Annotated in this window: 9 protein-coding genes; 2 read left to right on the top strand and 7 right to left on the bottom strand. The window is 66.8% G+C overall.

Annotated elements, in window-relative coordinates; genetic code table 11:
• Window position 1 precedes the first annotated feature (1 nt).
• The 6 genes from PF66_RS19630 to PF66_RS19605 form a co-directional block, all read right to left on the bottom strand.
• On the bottom strand, window positions 2-655 hold the full coding sequence (locus PF66_RS19630) for an SGNH/GDSL hydrolase family protein (RefSeq protein ID WP_054063588.1): 654 nt from the start codon (window positions 653-655) through the stop codon (window positions 2-4).
• 18 nt (window positions 656-673) lie between these two features.
• Complete coding sequence (locus PF66_RS19625; protein ID WP_054063587.1) at window positions 674-4,579, bottom strand: cellulose biosynthesis protein BcsC; 3,906 nt, start codon at window positions 4,577-4,579, stop codon at window positions 674-676.
• Window positions 4,576-6,864, bottom strand: a complete 2,289-nt coding sequence (gene bcsB, locus PF66_RS19620) for a cellulose biosynthesis cyclic di-GMP-binding regulatory protein BcsB (protein WP_054063586.1) — start codon at window positions 6,862-6,864, stop codon at window positions 4,576-4,578. The genes PF66_RS19625 and bcsB overlap by 4 nt, the downstream gene beginning before the upstream one ends.
• Window positions 6,861-9,056, bottom strand: a complete 2,196-nt coding sequence (gene bcsA / locus PF66_RS19615; protein ID WP_054058581.1) for a UDP-forming cellulose synthase catalytic subunit — start codon at window positions 9,054-9,056, stop codon at window positions 6,861-6,863. The genes bcsB and bcsA overlap by 4 nt, the downstream gene beginning before the upstream one ends.
• Window positions 9,053-10,108 carry a cellulose biosynthesis protein BcsQ gene (gene bcsQ / locus PF66_RS19610; protein ID WP_054063585.1) on the bottom strand — a complete coding sequence of 352 codons (1,056 nt, stop codon included), beginning with the start codon at window positions 10,106-10,108 and terminating at the stop codon, window positions 9,053-9,055. The genes bcsA and bcsQ overlap by 4 nt, the downstream gene beginning before the upstream one ends.
• A gap of 317 nt (window positions 10,109-10,425) precedes the next feature.
• Window positions 10,426-11,793: an inorganic triphosphatase gene (locus PF66_RS19605; protein ID WP_054063584.1), complete on the bottom strand. Its 1,368-nt coding sequence runs from the start codon at window positions 11,791-11,793 to the stop codon at window positions 10,426-10,428.
• Between the two features lie 160 nt (window positions 11,794-11,953).
• Here PF66_RS19605 and argE point away from each other — a divergent pair, with 160 nt between their 5' ends.
• Complete coding sequence (gene argE, locus PF66_RS19600; RefSeq protein WP_054063583.1) at window positions 11,954-13,114, top strand: acetylornithine deacetylase; 1,161 nt, start codon at window positions 11,954-11,956, stop codon at window positions 13,112-13,114.
• Between the two features lie 139 nt (window positions 13,115-13,253).
• Window positions 13,254-14,552: an amino-acid N-acetyltransferase gene (gene argA / locus PF66_RS19595; RefSeq protein ID WP_054058623.1), complete on the top strand. Its 1,299-nt coding sequence runs from the start codon at window positions 13,254-13,256 to the stop codon at window positions 14,550-14,552.
• A 79-nt stretch (window positions 14,553-14,631) separates the two neighbouring features.
• Here the strand turns inward: argA and gshA are convergent, their stop codons facing one another.
• A complete protein-coding gene (gene gshA / locus PF66_RS19590) occupies window positions 14,632-16,215 on the bottom strand; it encodes a glutamate--cysteine ligase (protein WP_054058624.1) in 1,584 nt (527 codons plus the stop codon).
• Window positions 16,216-16,367: the final 152 nt, after the last annotated feature.

Here is a 16,367-nt window from a genome sequence, read left to right as displayed (position 1 = left end):
CTCACCGGCCCGCGGGCCGCGGCATCTGCAACAACGCCTTGACGATGGCCACGCTCCAGGCCCGGTAGCCGGTGAGGGTCAGGTGCTGGCCGTCGATGGTCGCCCACTGGCCCTTGCCGGAGAACTGCAGCGAGTCGATGTAGCGGCAGGGCGCCACGCTCTTGCCGAGGAAATCCGACATCGTCCGCACCCGTTCATAGGTCTTGCCGTATTTGCCGCCCTCGCTGCCCCAGCTCGGTCCGACCCAGACACAGGGGCTGTGGTGGTCGGCTAGGGCTTTCACCAGGCTGTTGGTCTGTTGCCAGATCCAGGCCTTGGGAAAGCTCGGCTTGTCGTAGCTGGCCATGGTGTCGCCCATGACGATCACGGTGATATCGGGCTTGTCGCTGTCGAGCAGTTGGCCGATCGGCCGGGTCGTCGCATTGTCCAGCACCGTGGCCTCGGCGCTGCCCCGGCGTTCGGCGCCGCCGCAGGGGCTGGGGGTCGCCTTGAGCCAGTCGCCGGCGCTGGCACCGCAGATGCCGATGGAGTGGACCTGGGCACCCTGGCGGCTGAGGGCCTCGTGCAGCGGGTTGAGCAGGAAATCGGGGGTCGCCAGGTGGCTGTCGCCGATGATCAGGACGGTCAGGCCCGCCAGGACCGATGAAGTGGCCATGTTGCACGCTCCCGCAGTTCAATTGGAGTAGGGCGAACGGTACGGGCTGACCGGCATGGCCATCGGCCCGCTGATCTTCTCGAACAGGTAGCGCAGGTACAGCCCGGCGGTGACCTGGCGGTAATCCTGGGCGTTGTCCACACCCAGCTCGCCGCCCAGCAGCAGGTTCGAACCGAGCCGATATTCGCCCGCCGCGTTCAGGTTGTAGCCGACCCCGGTACTGCTCTTGCCGGGGTACTTGAGGTCGTTGGCAGCCTGTTCGGCGCGGTGTCCGGGAAAGTAGTCGGCGCCTTTCTGGTTGATGTACTGCACCCCCAGCGCGCCGTTGAGCCGATAGCTGAAGCGCTCGGAGCGCTGCGACCAATTGACCGGCACCGCCACGGAGAAGAACGTCTGCGGGCTGAAGTAGCCGCCGTGGCCGTAGGTGAAGAAGCCCTGGTTGTTTTCATAGGACAGCACCATGGTGCTCAGGCCCACGGTCAGCTTCTCGTCGGGCTGGTTGTCCAGGTACCAGTAGAGGCCGCCGCCCAGTTCGGCGCGGGTGTTGTCCTCGACGTTGTGGCCGACCAGCTTGTGCAGGGCGCCATAGCCATACAGGCCGACTTCCTGATCGTCGTAGCCGAGCAGCGCGCGCCCGCCGTTGGCCGTCACGCCACCCCAGCTGATGCCGGTGCGGCGGTCCTTCGCGCCGGCGAAGGAGGTCAGGCTGTCGGTGACCGGCCGCCGCGACAGGGCGATGCTGTAGTGCATGTTCGGGCTGGAGACCAGCGGCTGTTCCAGGCTGATGCCGCCGATCACGGTGTTGTAGGTGAAGCCCACGGGACTGACGCCGATGTCCGCCTTGATCCCGTGGGGCGGGCTGTCCACGGCGACCGCCAGCCCGACGCCATTGGCCTGCTGCGAGCCGGGGGAGCCGCTGGGCAGGCCGCTGCCGAAGCGGCCGAGGCTGTAGTCGTGGGCGCTGCCGGCGTGCAGCGAGACCGGGGTCACCCGCAACGCGACCCGATTGTCACCGGCCGGCAGGTTGGCTTCGAACGGTGCCTCGACATCGGTCAGCTTGCTCAGGCCCGACTCGTTATTGTTGCTGCGCACGCTCAGGCCCTGGGCGACATAGGCGCTGCGTTCCTGGAGAATTTCGTTCAGCGCCAGCTGCGCCGGGCTCAGATCCTGCTGCGCGGCTTCGCCTGCACGGCGGCCGGCGGCGAAGGGATTGCCGGCCGGTGCCGGATCGTCGTCCAGAAGACTATCGGCGCTTTCATAGCGTGAGGGTGCCAGGGACGGATCGGGCGGCATGCTCTCGGCCGACTCATTGCCGGAACGCAACGGGTCCTCACTGCGGACCGCGACTCGGCGGGGTTGTCCCGGCAGGTCGAGGAAGGGGTTGTCGCCGTCGCTGTCCGCCCTGTCGAGCGCCGGGTTGGCGCGCCGCTGGCTGCCCTCGATGGCCACGGCCTGGCGCAGCAGGTCGGCGGCCTCGGAACTCTTGCCCATGGCGCGATAGGTGGCGGCGGCGCTGGTCAGCACCTTGGGCACGCCCGGCTTGAGGGCCAGGGCGCTCTTGAGGGCCTTTTCCGCCCGCGCGTTGTCGTGGGCCTGGGCGGCCAGGCTGGCGACGCTCAGTTGCAGGTCGGCATTGCGCGGATCGTTTTCCAGCAGCGGCTGGTACAGCGCCATGGCCTTGGCGTTGTTGCCGCTGGCGCTGTACAGCCGCGCCAGGGCCGCGTTCGCCTGGGGATCGCGCGGTGACTGGCGCAGGATCGGCTTGAGCAGGTCGTAGGCGGCCACCAGGTTGCCTTTCTCGCGCAACTGGTCGGCCTGCCGGATGCGGTACAGCTTCACCAGGGAGGCGTAATGCCGGCGATCGCTGTCGCTCAGGCGTGTCCCCTGCAGGTTGCGCAGGATGTCGGCGGCGTCGTTGTCCTGGTCGGCCTTGAACAGGATGTCGGCGTAGAGCAGTTGCAGCTTGCTGGCGGGGTTGGGTGAGCGCTCCACCAGGTCGCGCATCAGCGCCACGCCCTGTTGTGGCTGGCCGGCATCGAGGTAGGCCGCAGCCAGGATCGCCACGCGCTCGGGCCTGCCCTCGGTCAGGGCCTGGCTGCGGGCGAGCAGGGCCTGGGCCTCGTGCTGCTGGCCACGCCGGAGGTTGGCGACGGCGGCGTCGGTCTGCACGTGCAGGGCGATTTCCTTGCCCAGCTCGTCCATTTCGCGGCTGCGCCGCGCCGCAGGGATACGCGTGAGGCTGGCCTGGGCGTCCTGCCACTCGCCCAGTTGCGCCGCCAGCAGGGTGCGGGTGTAGAGCGCGTCGGGCTGATCGGGGTGGCGCTTGAGCAGGTCATTGATCTGCTCCCGGGCAGCCTGGGTGCGGCCCTGGCCGAGGTAGATCCGCGCCAGGGCGAAGCGTGTCCAGGCATTGCCGGGGTCATCCGCGAGTGCCTGCCGGTAGGCCTGTTCGGCGGCCCTCAGGTCGCCGCGTTGTTCGGCTACCCGGGCCACCTGGGTGGCGCGCAGCGAACGGACCGACACCTCGGCGTTCAGTCGCGCCTGGGCCGTCGCTGACAGCGAGTCGATCAGCTTGAGCGCCTCATCGGCCTTGCCCTGCTGCGCCAGTACCGCGATCAGGCCGTTGAGGGCCTGGGGGTCGTCGCGGTGGCTGGCGAGGATTCGCCGGTAGGCGGCCTCGGCCTTCGCCAGTTGGCCGTCCTGCGCCTGCAGGTTGGCCAGCGCCACCTGGCTGGACGATTGCCCGGGGTTCTGGCGGGCAGCCTGCTCGATCATCTGGCGCGCCTGGTCCTGGCGCCCGGCTTTCTGGGCCGCGCTCGCGCCGGCCATCAACCGCCAGTAGCGCACGTTGTCCAGCGCCTGTCGCCAGGGCTGCCCGCCGGGCTGGCGGGTGGCCCGGACCAGCAGGTCCTCGGCTTCGTCCAGGCGCTCCTGTTTCTGCCGCACGATGCCCAGGCCGCCGAGTGCGTCGGGGTCGTCGGGTTTTTCCTGGAGGCGCGCCTGAAACGCCTGCTCAGCGGCGGCCAGGTCGCCGGCCTCGAGGGCTTGCAGGCCGCGGGTGTCCTGTGGGTCGCGGCGCCAGGCCGCAGCTTTCGCGGTGCTGGTGTTGCTGCGGGTGAGGGCCTTGCCCTTGTTCATCAACTCGCGGATTTCCCGGTCGTCCGGGTGGGTGGCGAGGAACTGCTCGAACAGCGGCACCTGCGCCGGTGCCGGCGGGCCGATCCAGGTCAGGGCGAAGCGCCAGGTCTCATTGGCGTCGCTACCGACATCCTTGTCCCTGGCCAGTACGGCCAGGCGACGGATGCCTTCGGCGCGGGTGTCGAGGTTGCGCACCATGTGCTTGGCCAGGAACAGTGCCGCGGCGCGGTCGTCGGGGTGTTCGCGCAGCAGCCGTTCGAGCCCGTTGCGGGCTTCCTGTTCGCCGCCACGGGTGTAGCCCAGCAGGAAGTAGAACTCGCGGGCCAGGTCGCCCTGCGGCTGGCGGCCATTGAACAGTTGCCGGTAGACCTTCACCGCGTCGTCGTACTGGTTGCCGTCGACCAGTTTTCGCGCGCGGGCCAGCAACTGCGCCTGTTCGTCGTTGCCCAGGGCGATGTCCTGCTCCAGTTGTTGCGCCTGGCGTGGCGGCGGTACCAGCGCCTGCAGGCGGGCGAGGTACTGGCGGGCCTCGTCCGGACGCTTGAGCTGCACGTTGCCCAGGCCCAGGCCATAGAGGGCCTCGGGCTGGTCCGGGGCGAGCAGCAGCAGTTTGTTCCAGGCATCCATGGCCCGGTCGGGATTGTGCTGGGCCTGCCAGTAGCGGCCCTGCTCGATCAGTTGGGCCTGTGGGTCATCGGCGGCTCGTGCCGCCGTGCCGGCCAGGGCGAGCAGCAGCGCCAGCGGCAGGCTGCGGCGCAGGTGCGTGCGCCTCGCCAGCCGGCTCATGACAACCGCCGCTTGGCCTGGGCCCGCAGGCCGAGGAAGATCAGCGCGCAGAGCAGGACAAAGCCGAGCAGGACGCTGAACAGCAGCCAGCCGACATGCCGCGACAACAGCAGCTGCAGATGCCGGAACCAGCCCAGGTGGCCGACGTAGTACGGCTGGTCGGCGGTCAGGCTGGTGACCTGTTTGTCCTGGACCACCGCCAGGCGGCCCTGGATCTGATCCTTGTAGTCGTCGCCGCCGATCATCGCCGCTGTCACCTCTTGCAGCCGGGCCGGCTCGCTGCTGGCGATCACCACCACGCTGCGCCCGCCCTTGAGTGGCGATTCGAAACCGGCCAGGTAGGGCGTGCCGCTGCCCGACCAGGCCAGGGCGGTGCGGGTCCTGCGGATCGCCGCCTCGCTGTCGGGGCTGAACCAGTCGTGGATGCGCAGGGCCAGGTCGCTCAGGTCGAAGAAGTGATGGCTGCTTTCGCTGCGCGCCGGCAGTGCCTCGGCCCAGCGCTTGAGCAGCGGCTGGTCACCGCCGGCGGCCAGGACCAGCATGTCCTTCTCGCTGACCGTGTCGATGTCGCGGGCCTGGATCACCTGGACGCCGGTGGTCGGGTAGCCGGTGGAGTCGCCGAAGCGGCCGAACACGGTGAGGTAGGCGCTCAGCACTTCCGGGCCCGGGTTGTCGGGCATGACCACGGCGGTTTCCGCGAGATCGGCGAGGCGGGTGAAGGGGAAGCCGCTGTCGCGGAACTTGGCCAGGTCGGGCATCGGCGTGTAGTGATCCAGGCCGCTGAGGTCGAGGGTCGAGTCCGGCTCGATCTGGCCGCGCATGTCCTCGACGATGACGTCGCGGCATTCGCCCTGCTTGACGTAGTCGTACATGTAGCGCAGTTGCAGCTGGGCCTTGAAGGTGGAGATGTCCAGCGGCAGGAACATGCTCGCTTCGCGGGGCAGGCTGTCGTCGGTCTTCAGCCATTCCAGCCACTGGGGTTCGCCGTTCAGGTTGGCGATCGACGGCAGCTGCATGGAGCGGATCAGGTGGTCGTTGAGGTGCACCAGCAGCGCCGAATTGGTCGAGAACTGCTGCGGGGTGTAGCGATACTTGAGCTGCAGCGGCACGCCGCGGTTACGCCACTCGAACAGGTCCGGCGGCAGGCGCAGCGGCACGATGATTTCCCGCGGGTTGTAGCCGGAGACATGCAACTGCTGAGCGTCCACCAGTTCGCCGAGCTTCACCGGCCGGTCGGCCGGCAGCCAGTTGGGCGCATCGTAGGGCCGCCGGGCCGGTACCGGGTCCAGGCGATCGATCAGCGCGGTCGCGCCGGACAGTGCCTTGCTGCCCAGGGCGACGGCGAGGGCGGCGGTCTTCAGTTCGGCGTCGTTGCGGCCGCTGATCACCAGCAGCTTGCCGTAGGGGTCGTTGGGGTTGGTCATCATGGTGACGCTGGGGCCGGTGGCCGGGTTGCCCGACAGTTCGCCCAGGGGCAGCGCCTCGCGACGGGTCGCCAGCACGATGGCACTGCCCTTGGCCGGCAATTGGCCGACGCTGGCGGGGAAGGTCGCGGTGCGGTAGCTGGCCAGCGCGCCGAACTTCGATGACAGCGCGGCGGCCGCTTCCAGTTTGGCGAGGCCCGGGGCCGTGTCGAAGACGAACGGCAGCGTCAGCGGCCGGGCATCGTGGCGATCGAAGAACGGTGCCGGCAGCAGGGCCAGGTCGTTCTTCAGGGCGATCGGCGAGTACTGGATGTTCAGTTGGCTGTCATTGCTGACCCTGGCCCACAGGCTCGAATGCAGCGGGTCTTCGCACTGCATGGTGTAGTGGCCGATCAGTTGCAGGTCGATCCGGTTGAAGTCGGTGATCAGCCGTGCCGGAATCTCGACCACCTTCTCCAGGTCCTTGCCGGCCTCTTCCCTGGGCAGCGGCAGGCTGGCGGCGACCTTGTCGTTGACCAGCACGTTGAGCTGCGACAGGTCGGGCAGCATGGAGGGCGAATAGCTGAAGCGCAGCACCAGTTGCACGCCGGTGACGACCTGGTCGGCGCGGATGCCGAAGTCGGCGCTGTCGGTGGACTCGACCCCCTTGAGGTACATCGGGTCGCGACGTCCCAGCTGCTTGAACGTCAGGCTGTAGCTGTTGCCCGGGTTCGTCTGGGGCTGAGCGGCCGCCGTGTTGCCATGGACCTCGGCTTGCGAGAGCGCCCTGCCGGTGTCGGGGAGCAGGCTGCAACAGGCCAGCAGAGCCAGGGCATAACGGGTGCAGCGTCCCGCGCTGCCAACGGAGGAGGTCGTGGTCATGGCGTGTCCAGGGCGGCGGTGGAGGAGGAGTGGCGGCGGGCGATGGGCAGCGTGGGCAACAGGCGTACGCTGGCCTTGAGCAGTTCGGCAATGCCGTGCAGGCCGATGGTGCTGACTTCTCGCAGGGCCGCGAGGGGCGAGTCCGGTTTGCCGCTGCCCCAGTTCATGGCCCAGGTATCGGCGCGGGCGAAGGTCAGGTGGACCAGGTCGCTTTGCTGACGCAGGGTCATCGGGTCGAACTGGATACCGATGGTGCTGCCCTGGCTGGAAACCACGGTGCCGTCGAAGTCGTAGTGTTGGGCATGGCGGAACAGCGAGACCCGCAGGCGTTCGCCGCGCGGGATCGATTGTCCCTGCGCGAGCCGGAGCCCCAGGCCATGTTGCGAGAAATCCTCGGTGGTGCTCTGCCACTGCCTGCCGTCGGCCAGTTGCAGGCTGACCGGCAGTTGCGCCTCGACCCGCGGCTCGCTGCGGATCTGCCGGCTCTCGCTGGCGACCGCCAGGGCTGCGCTGGTCACCATGACGTTGTACAGCGCCCAGACCTGGTTGAGCAGGACGGTGATGTCGGTGGTGTCGTCGGCACCGATGTAGTCGTAGAGGCCGAACAGCACCCCGGCGATGTTCAGGAGCAGCAGCACGATGTAGGGGCGGGCCATCTTCCAGTCGAAAAACTCCGGATGCAGGTCGCCGCCCTTGTCGGTGACGTTGAAGTGCCCGGAGCGTGGCCGGATCATCGCCATCAGCACCGGTGGCAGGATGTACCAGGCCAGCACCGTCTCGTAGACCTCGTTCCAGTACGAATGGCGGAACCGGCCCTGGATGCGCGAGTTGGTCAGGTTGGCCAGCAGCAGGTGCGGGAACGCGTAGGCGGCGACCATCAGCGGTGCGGCGTGGAAGATCTGCGCGCCGAAAATCAGGTAGGCCAGGGGCGCGGTGAGGAACACCATGCGCGGGAAGCCGTAGAAGAAGTGCAGCATGGCGTTGGTGTAGCAGACGCGCTGGCCGAGGGTCAGCCCGCGGCCGAGCATGGGGTTGTCGGTGCGGAAGATCTGGGTCATGCCGCGGGCCCAGCGGATGCGCTGGTTGATATGTCGCGACAGGTTCTCGGTGGCCATGCCGGCCGCCTGTGGCAGGGCCAGGTAGGCGGTGTTGTAGCCGGCACGGTTGAGCTTGAGCGAGGTGTGGGCGTCTTCGGTCAGGGTGGTTTCGTCCATGCCACCGACGGCCTCCAGCGGTGCCCGCCGCATCAGCGCACAGGAGCCGCAGAACATCGCCGCGTTCCACAGGTCGTTGCCGTCCTGCACCAGGCCGTAGAACAGCTCGCCCTCGTTGGGCACCGAGTGCCAGGTGTCGAGATTTTTCTCGAACGGGTCGGGCGAGAAGAAACAGTGCGGGGTCTGCAGCATCGCCAGCCGGGGGTCCTTGAGGAACCAGCCCATGGCGATCTGCAGGAAGGAGCGCGACGGCACGTGGTCGGCGTCGAAGGCGGCGATGTACTCGCCGTGGGTCACCCGCAGCGCGGCGTTGAAGTTGCCGGCCTTGGCATGCAGGTTGTTGTCGCGGGTCAGGTAGTGGGCACCGACGCTTTCGCAGAACTCGCGAAACTCCTCGCGGTGGCCGTCGTCCAGCACATGGACCCTGAGCTTGTCCTCGGGCCAGTCCAGCCCCTGGGCGGCGAACACCGTGACCTTGACGATCTCCAGCGACTCGTTGACCGTGGTGATGAACACGTCGACGCTGGGCCATTGCTCGGGGGCCTGGTCGAGCAGGATCGGCCGGCGCCGCAGCGGCCAGGCGGTCTGCACGTAGCCGAACACCAGCACCACCAGGGCGTAGAGTTCGGCCACCACCAGGGTGTAGCCGAACAGGGTGTCGTGGAAGTTTTCCAGCTGCAGGGTTTCGCTCAGGCGCCAGTACATGTAGCGCAGCGAGGCGATCAGCGACAGGCTGATCATCGCGATGATCGGCAGGCGCCCCTCGAAGCGCCGCAGCAGCAGCGCCGCAATCACCAGCAGCAGGCCGAGCAGGGCCTGCCGGGACAGGCTGGCCGGCGCGCTGATGACCCCGGCAAGCACCACCGCGCAGAGCAGCGCAGCGATCCACAGGAGTACCCGGCGCAGGCGCTCGGGCCATTGCCGGGCGCGCCTGAAGCTGGTGCCGAGCAGACGTTCGACGCGGCGTTCGAGGGTCATGGCAGGCGTGGCTCCAGTTGGTCGTAGAGTTTGTCGGCGATGGCCAGGATGTCCTGGCAGCCGCGGGCGTCGGCGCTCTGTTCGAACGGATTGCATTCGTAGGCCAGGGCCTCGGAGATGGCGTCGTCCCAGGCGACGGTGCCGAGCAGCTGGGGCTTGAGCTGGTTTTCGAGGATCTGCGCGATGTCCACGGACAGCGCATGGGAACTGTCCACGCCGTTGATCACGAACCGGCAGCTGGCGGGCCGCTCGCCGCCCAGGTGCGGGGCGAGGGTGTTGACCAGGTGTTCCAGTGCGGCATGGGAGGCGGCATCGGGTCGGACTACGGCGACGATCAGGTCGGCCATGTGCAGGGCCTGTTCCTGGAACACGCTGCTGCCGGCCGGGGTATCGATGATCAGCGTGTCGTGCCGGCCCAGGTGCAGGGGCGCCAGGTGCCGGGCGAGCCAGAGCGGGTCGTCCTCGAGTTGGCGTTCGAGGCCATGCAATTGCTGCGGTTCGCTTTCGCCGAAGGGCAGCAGCCGGGTGCTGGCGTAGCCGGTCTGGGCCAGCTCCTGCCAACTGCGCTGCTCCAGGCTGGCGCGGCAGATCCCGGCGGCCTGGGGAAGGATGCCCAGGTGCCGATGCTGGGCGTTCTGCGGGTCGAGTTCGAGGACCACGGCCTGGCGGTCGGCGCTGTTGAGCAGGATCGCCAGCAGGCTGGCCAGGGTGCTGCGGCCCACGCCGCCACGAGTCGAGACCACCGCGACAATCCGTGCCGCGACGTGGGGCATGACTGGCGTCTGCCGGTGTTGCTCGGCCTGGGCCTGGCGCTGCCGGGCGAGATCGGTGAGCAGCGTGCGCAGGGAGGGCGACGAGGCCGGGTCGGCGATTGCGGGGGACACCGCCAGGCTTGGCGTTTCGGCGGGTGTTGGCGCTGGAGGCGGTGGGCTGGGCGCGGGGAGAGGCTTTTCGGTGAAGGCCCGGGCCACCTCGATTTCCCGATAGCGGTCGGTGCTGGCCCCGAACTTGCGCATCAGGTTTCTGACATCATCGTCGTCTGAAGGCTGCATGACAGTATCCGTACCATTCCAGAAGAACTTGAAAGGGGACAGATACGGCTAATCACACAATGCCGTCGTACTGCGTGCCGTTTGGCAAACGATGGTGTTCTTAAAGGTGTCGCCTGTGTGTCTTGTCGATAGAACCTGAGGGACTTGGCAATGTTCCTGAAGGTTTTATCGCGCTGGTCAGGTTCAAATGTAGACCAGATTTTCCGCTGCAAGGAATTTTTGCTGGAAAGCGCAGGTGCCGAGCCTGCTCGCGAGATATAGGCGACCTTGATGGCCTCTTCGCGGGCAAGCCCTGCTCCTGCACGATGGCGCTGCTGTTACAGGCGCGACAGGGCTTTCCAGGCACGGCCCTGGGATACGGTCAGCGCCTGCTGGACCCGTGCTTCCAGTACTTCATCGCTGATATCCAGCTCCGCCAGTTGCGCCAGCTTGTTCAACTCGCCGAACAGGCGGTCCAGCTCCGGCAGTTCCAACACGCCACGGGCCAGGTGCAGCCAGGCCTGGATACGCTCGATGCGTGGCAGTTGCTCGGCCAGGTCTTCCGGCTGTTGCTGGTAGCGGCCCAATTGCAGCGCCACGGCTTCGTCGGCCAGCAGGCGGGGCAACCAGCTCTGCAACTGCGCGGCGCCCTGGCGGTTGCCGCGGTTGGGGCGTTCGACCGTCCAGCTGCGGGCCAGCAGCCAGCGCGAGGTGTTCAGGGAGAACTGGCCCCAGCGCACATCCTCCAGCTCTTCGAGGAACTGCTCCGGTGCGGCCTTGCGCACGTCCTCGTCTTCGATACCGGCATTGACCAGCGGGCGCCAGTCTTCCAGCAACGCGTCCAGGGCCTTGCGCAGTTCGCTGGTCGATTGCCGTGGTGCCACCTGACCGAGGCTGCCGGCCAGCGCCCGCAGTTCGATCAACTGTTGCAGCCAGTCCTGCAGCAGGCGCCAGTGGCCGTTGAAACGGTACTGCTCGGCCAGCCGCTGGCTGCTGCCGAGCAGGTGCCAGGCCAGCGCGGTGAAGGCGTCGTCCACCGAGGTCTCGGCGGTCAGTTGCGGCGTCGGCAGGCTCAGCGAGTAGCTGTTGGCGTCGAACAGCCGGTAGCCGCGTTCGGCCTTGCTGATATCGCAGGGCATCAGCGCCAGCTTCTCGGCCAGTTCGGCGGCCAGTTCCAGCAGCGCCTCGGGCTTGCCTTCGCGCAGTTCCAGTTCCAGCTCGCAGATTTCCTCCTTCTGCTTGCCGGCGATGACGGAACCGAGGTCCAGCGCCGCCTCGATCACCACTTTCGATTTGCCACGACCCCAGGCGATCTCGGCGCGCTCGCGAACGAAATCGGTGGTGAAGATCGGCTTGAGGGTTTTCTTGTCCAGCTCGGCCAGTTGCGCCGGCCAGCATTCGCCATCGAGCTTTTTCAGGTCCAGCCTGGCCTTGGCCAGGTGCCAGTCGTACTCGTTGCGCTCGGACAGGCCGGCGATGCTCTGGCCGCGGGTCTTGAGGGTCTGGATCACTTCGTCGCCGTCACGGCGCAGGCGCAGGGCGACCTTGGCCTTGGCCAGGTCGCGTTCGGGGGTGTCGAAATACTGGTTCATCAGTTCACGACGCTCCCAGCCGCTCTTGTTGCGCTTCTTCAACAGCGGGTGCTCGCGCAGGGCGGCGAGGGTTTCGCGGCTGACGCGGAGTTTGATTTCGGTTTCTTTCTGCATGGCCGGAAAATCCAGGATCGGGAGTGCGGCCGGGGAGAAGAGTGGCCGCCTTGGGGGATGCAGTGTACAGGACAAGCGGGTCGCACGCGTCGTGGCGGTTTATTCCGGCCGCCGGATGGCTCTATGATGGGCTTCGCCTTGGAGTCCGGGAGTCAGCGCAATGCCTTTGCCGTCGATGAAAGATCAGTTCGCTGCGCTGATTGCAGTTCCTTCCGTCAGTTGTACCCAGCCGAGCCTGGACCTGAGCAACCGTCCGGTGATCGACCTGCTGGCCGGCTGGTTGAGCGACCTGGGTTTCAACTGCGATATCCAGCCGGTCAGCCCCGGCAAGTTCAACCTGCTCGCCAGCTTCGGCAGTGGTCCCGGCGGCCTGGTGCTGGCCGGGCACAGCGACACCGTGCCGTTCGACGAAGCGCTGTGGCAGACCGACCCGCTCAAGCTCAGCGAGGTCGATGGCCGTTGGGTCGGCCTGGGCAGTTGCGACATGAAGGGGTTCTTCGCCCTGATCATCGAGGCGGTGCGGCCGCTGCTCGAGCAGCCGTTCAAGCAGCCGCTGCTGATTCTGGCGACCTGCGACGAGGAAAGCTCGATGTCCGGCGCCCGTGCCCTGGCCGAGGCCGGGCGGCCGCTGGGCCGTGCGGCGGTGATCGGCGAGCCGACCGGGCTCAAGCCCATTCGCCTGCACAAGGGCGTGATGATGGAGCGCATCGACATCCTCGGCCGCAGCGGCCACTCGTCGGACCCGAGCCTGGGCCACAGCGCCCTCGAAGCCATGCACGATGTGATCGGCGAGCTGCGTGGCCTGCGCGGGCAGTGGCAGCGCGAGTACAACAACCCGCAATTCACCGTGCCACAGCCGACCCTGAACCTGGGCTGCATCCACGGTGGCGACAACCCCAACCGCATCTGCGGCCAGTGTGCCCTGGAATTCGACCTGCGACCGCTGCCGGGCATGGACCCGGGCGTACTGCGCGCGGCGATCCGTGCCAAGCTTGAGCCGCTGGCTGCGCGGCACCAGGTGAAGATCGACTATGCGCCGCTGTTCCCCGAGGTGCCGCCCTTCGAGCAGGTGGCCGATGCCGAACTGGTACGCATCGCCGAAAAACTCACCGGTCACCGCGCGCAAGCGGTGGCGTTCGGTACCGAAGCGCCTTATCTTCAGCGCCTTGGCTGCGAGACCCTGATATTGGGCCCCGGCGATATCGATTGTGCGCACCAGCCGGGAGAATTCCTCGAAATGTCACGTTTGCAGCCTACCGTACAGCTGTTGCGCGAACTGATTGAACATTATTGCTTGAGCCCGGCCCCGAGCTTGCGTTAAATGCCAGGCCAAACCATTCATTACCGAGTAAGGAGAGCCCGCGTGTCGCCAAGCCTGTTCCGACGATAACCAACAGCCCGTTGTGCGTTTTCACGTTGCACCCCTTTTTCATTGGCTGTTTTTTATACAGGTTCAGGTCATGCCCGAATACGTTAACTGGCTTCGCCACGCCTCTCCCTATATCAATGCCCACCGCGATTGCACCTTTGTCGTCATGCTGCCCGGCGACGGTGTCGAGCACCCCAACTTCGGCAATATCGTCCACGACCTGGTGCTGCTGCACAGCCTCGGGGTGCGCCTGGTGCTGGTCCACGGCTCGCGCCCGCAGATCGAAAGCCGCCTGGCCGCACGCGGCCTGACCCCGCACTACCATCGCGGCCTGCGTATCACCGACGCGGCCACCCTGGAGTGCGTGATCGACGCGGTCGGCCAGTTGCGTATCGCTATCGAGGCGCGTCTGTCCATGGATATGGCGGCCTCGCCGATGCAGGGCTCGCGGTTGCGTGTGGCCAGCGGCAACCTGGTGACGGCGCGACCGATCGGCGTGCTGGAAGGCGTCGACTATCACCACACCGGCGAAGTGCGCCGGGTCGACCGCAAGGGCATCAACCGCCTGCTCGACGAGCGCTCCATCGTGCTGCTGTCGCCGCTGGGCTACTCGCCCACCGGGGAAATCTTCAACCTGGCCTGCGAAGACGTCGCGACCCGCGCGGCGATCGACCTGGGGGCGGAAAAACTGCTGTTGTTCGGTGCCGATCATGGCCTGATCGATGAAGATGGCCACCTGGTCCGCGAATTGCGCCCGCAACAGGTTCCGGCGCATCTGCAACGCCTGGGCAGTGATTACCAGGCCGAACTGCTCGATGCGGCGGCCGAGGCCTGCCGTGGCGGCGTGGCCCGCAGCCATATCGTCAGCTACGCCGAAGATGGCGCGCTGCTGACCGAACTGTTCACCCGTGACGGCGGTGGTACGCTGGTGGCCCAGGAGCAGTTCGAGCGGGTTCGCGAAGCGGCGATCGAGGATGTTGGCGGTTTGCTCGACCTGATCAGCCCGCTGGAAGAGCAGGGCATCCTGGTGCGGCGCTCGCGCGAGGTGCTGGAGCGCGAGATCGAGCAGTTCAGCGTGGTCGAGCGTGAAGGGATGATCATCGCCTGTGCGGCGCTGTACCCGATTGCCGATTCGGAGGCGGGTGAGCTGGCGTGCCTGGCGGTGAATCCGGAGTACCGCCATGGCGGGCGTGGCGACGAGCTGCTCGAGCGTATCGAGACCCGGGCGCGGGCGCTGGGGCTCAAGACCCTGTTCGTCCTCACCACCCGGACGGCGCACTGGTTCCGCGAGCGCGGGTTCGCCCCGAGCAGCGTCGAGCGCCTGCCGAGCGCGCGGGCGTCGTTGTACAACTATCAGCGTAACTCGAAGATCTTCGAGAAGGCGCTCTGACCCTCCGAGCCCTTGGGTAGCGCTTGAGGGCCTATTCGCGGGGCTTGCCCGCGAAAGCGTCAGGCCTGTCGGCGCCGGCTCAGTTGCTGATCGCCAGGATGCTCGCCTGGTAGGAGCCGACGAACACATCGAAATCGCCGACCTCGTTCTGCTCCAGCTCCAGTTGCTGTACCAGCGACTGGCGGGCGCTTTCCTCGAACGCGGTCTGCTCCTGCTTGGTCAACGGCTGGCTGCGGAAGGACTCGGCATGGGCCAGGCTCTGGCGCATGGCGAACTGGGCAAAGCTTTCCTTGTGTTCGGTCATGCTCGCCAGTACCCGGGCCGATGGAGTCAGGGACGAATCCCTGATCTTCGCCCGCTGCTCGTCCAGCGCCTTGGCGTGATCATCGCCACCCTGGCTCTGGTCCAGCAACGCCGCCAGCGGCGCGATCCGCTCCAGCAGCTCGGCGGCCCATTCCTTCATGTCCACCGCCTGGCCATCACGTTGCAGTTGCAGGCCCGGACGGCGGCCTTCCTTGACCACGGTGAGGAAATTCGCGGTGGCATTGCCGCACTCGCCGTTTTCGAGCTGCGGGCTGTCGTTCAGTGCGCAGTACAGCAGGAACGCGTTGAGGAAGCGCGCCTCGTTCAGATCGATGCCGGTCGGCAGGAACGGGTTGATATCCAGGCAGCGCACCTCGACGTACTGCACGCCACGGGCCATCAGCGCCTGGATCGGCCGTTCGCCGGTGTAGGTCACGCGTTTGGGGCGGATGTTGGAGTAGTACTCGTTCTCGATCTGCAGGATGTTGGTGTTGAGCTGGACCCACTCGCCATCCTTGTGGGTACCGATCTCGACATAGGGCGCGTAGGGTGTCGCCACCGCCTTGCGCAGGCTGTCGGTGTAGCTGTTGAGATCGTTGTAGCACGGCGTCAGGCCGGCCTGGGCGTTGCTCTGGTAACCCAGGTCGCTCATGCGCAGGCTGGTGGCGTAGGGCAGGTACAGCGTCTCGGCGTCGAACTGTTCCAGCGAATGCGCGCGGCCGCGCAGGAAGCCGGCATCCAGCGCTGGCGAGGCACCGAACAGGTACATCAGCAGCCAGCTGTAGCGACGGAAATTGCGGATCAGCGCGATATAGGCCAGCGACTGGTAGTCACGGTCCGAGCCGGTGAAACCTTCGGCCTGCTTGAGCAGGGGCCAGAGCTTTTCCGGCAGCGAGAAATTGTAGTGAATCCCGGCGATGCACTGCATCGTCTTGCCGTAGCGCAGGGCCAGGCCCTGGCGGTACACGTACTTGAGCCTGCCGATATTCGAGGTGCCGTAATAGGCGATCGGAATGTCTTCCTCGGCCGGCAGCGGGCAAGGCATCGACGGGCTCCACAGGTACTCGTTGCCGAGCTTGCTGTAGGCGAAGCGATGAATCCTGTCCAGGCTGCCCAGGGTGTCGGCCGGGTCGGTCAGGGCCGGAGTGATGAACTCCAGCAGCGACTCGGAATAGTCCGTGGTGATCTGCTCGTTGGTCAGCGCCGAGCCGAGTTCTTCCGGGTGCGGTGTCTGCGCCAGTCGACCTTCGGGGGTGACGCGCAGGCATTCGCGCTCGATGCCGTGCAGGCACTGCTCGAGCAGGGAGAGGTGGTCGCGCTCGCCGAGCAGAGCCAGGCGGCGGTTGAGAAGTTCGCTCAAGTTGGATTCCTTCACGCGTCGGTCGCCCCAATATGGGGGTGGGCAAGACGGTCTACAAGGGTGAAGTTGAGAACTGGCGTTGTCGCCTGGTAAATGTCAGAAAACGCCGATACTTCGTCCCTGAGTCGGGCGCGGCGCCGGAGGAAAATTCC

The organism is Pseudomonas asplenii, from assembly GCF_001293465.1.
GTDB classification, from domain to species: Bacteria; Pseudomonadota; Gammaproteobacteria; order Pseudomonadales; family Pseudomonadaceae; genus Aquipseudomonas; species Aquipseudomonas fuscovaginae_B.
The sequence above is the reverse complement of the archived record's forward strand: the minus strand, read 5'-3'. Positions and strand labels throughout refer to the sequence as shown.

Excerpts from the sequence above, each read along its gene's own strand:
- PF66_RS19605 (WP_054063584.1), bottom strand. The coding sequence starts at position 11,793 with ATGCAGAAAGAAACCGAAATCAAACTCCGCGTCAGCCGCGAAACCCTC.
- bcsA (WP_054058581.1), bottom strand. The coding sequence starts at position 9,056 with ATGACCCTCGAACGCCGCGTCGAACGTCTGCTCGGCACCAGCTTCAGG.
- bcsB (WP_054063586.1), bottom strand. The coding sequence starts at position 6,864 with ATGACCACGACCTCCTCCGTTGGCAGCGCGGGACGCTGCACCCGTTAT.
- PF66_RS19625 (WP_054063587.1), bottom strand. The coding sequence starts at position 4,579 with ATGAGCCGGCTGGCGAGGCGCACGCACCTGCGCCGCAGCCTGCCGCTG.
- argA (WP_054058623.1), top strand. The coding sequence starts at position 13,254 with ATGCCCGAATACGTTAACTGGCTTCGCCACGCCTCTCCCTATATCAAT.
- argE (WP_054063583.1), top strand. The coding sequence starts at position 11,954 with ATGCCTTTGCCGTCGATGAAAGATCAGTTCGCTGCGCTGATTGCAGTT.
- bcsQ (WP_054063585.1), bottom strand. The coding sequence starts at position 10,108 with ATGCAGCCTTCAGACGACGATGATGTCAGAAACCTGATGCGCAAGTTC.
- PF66_RS19630 (WP_054063588.1), bottom strand. The coding sequence starts at position 655 with ATGGCCACTTCATCGGTCCTGGCGGGCCTGACCGTCCTGATCATCGGC.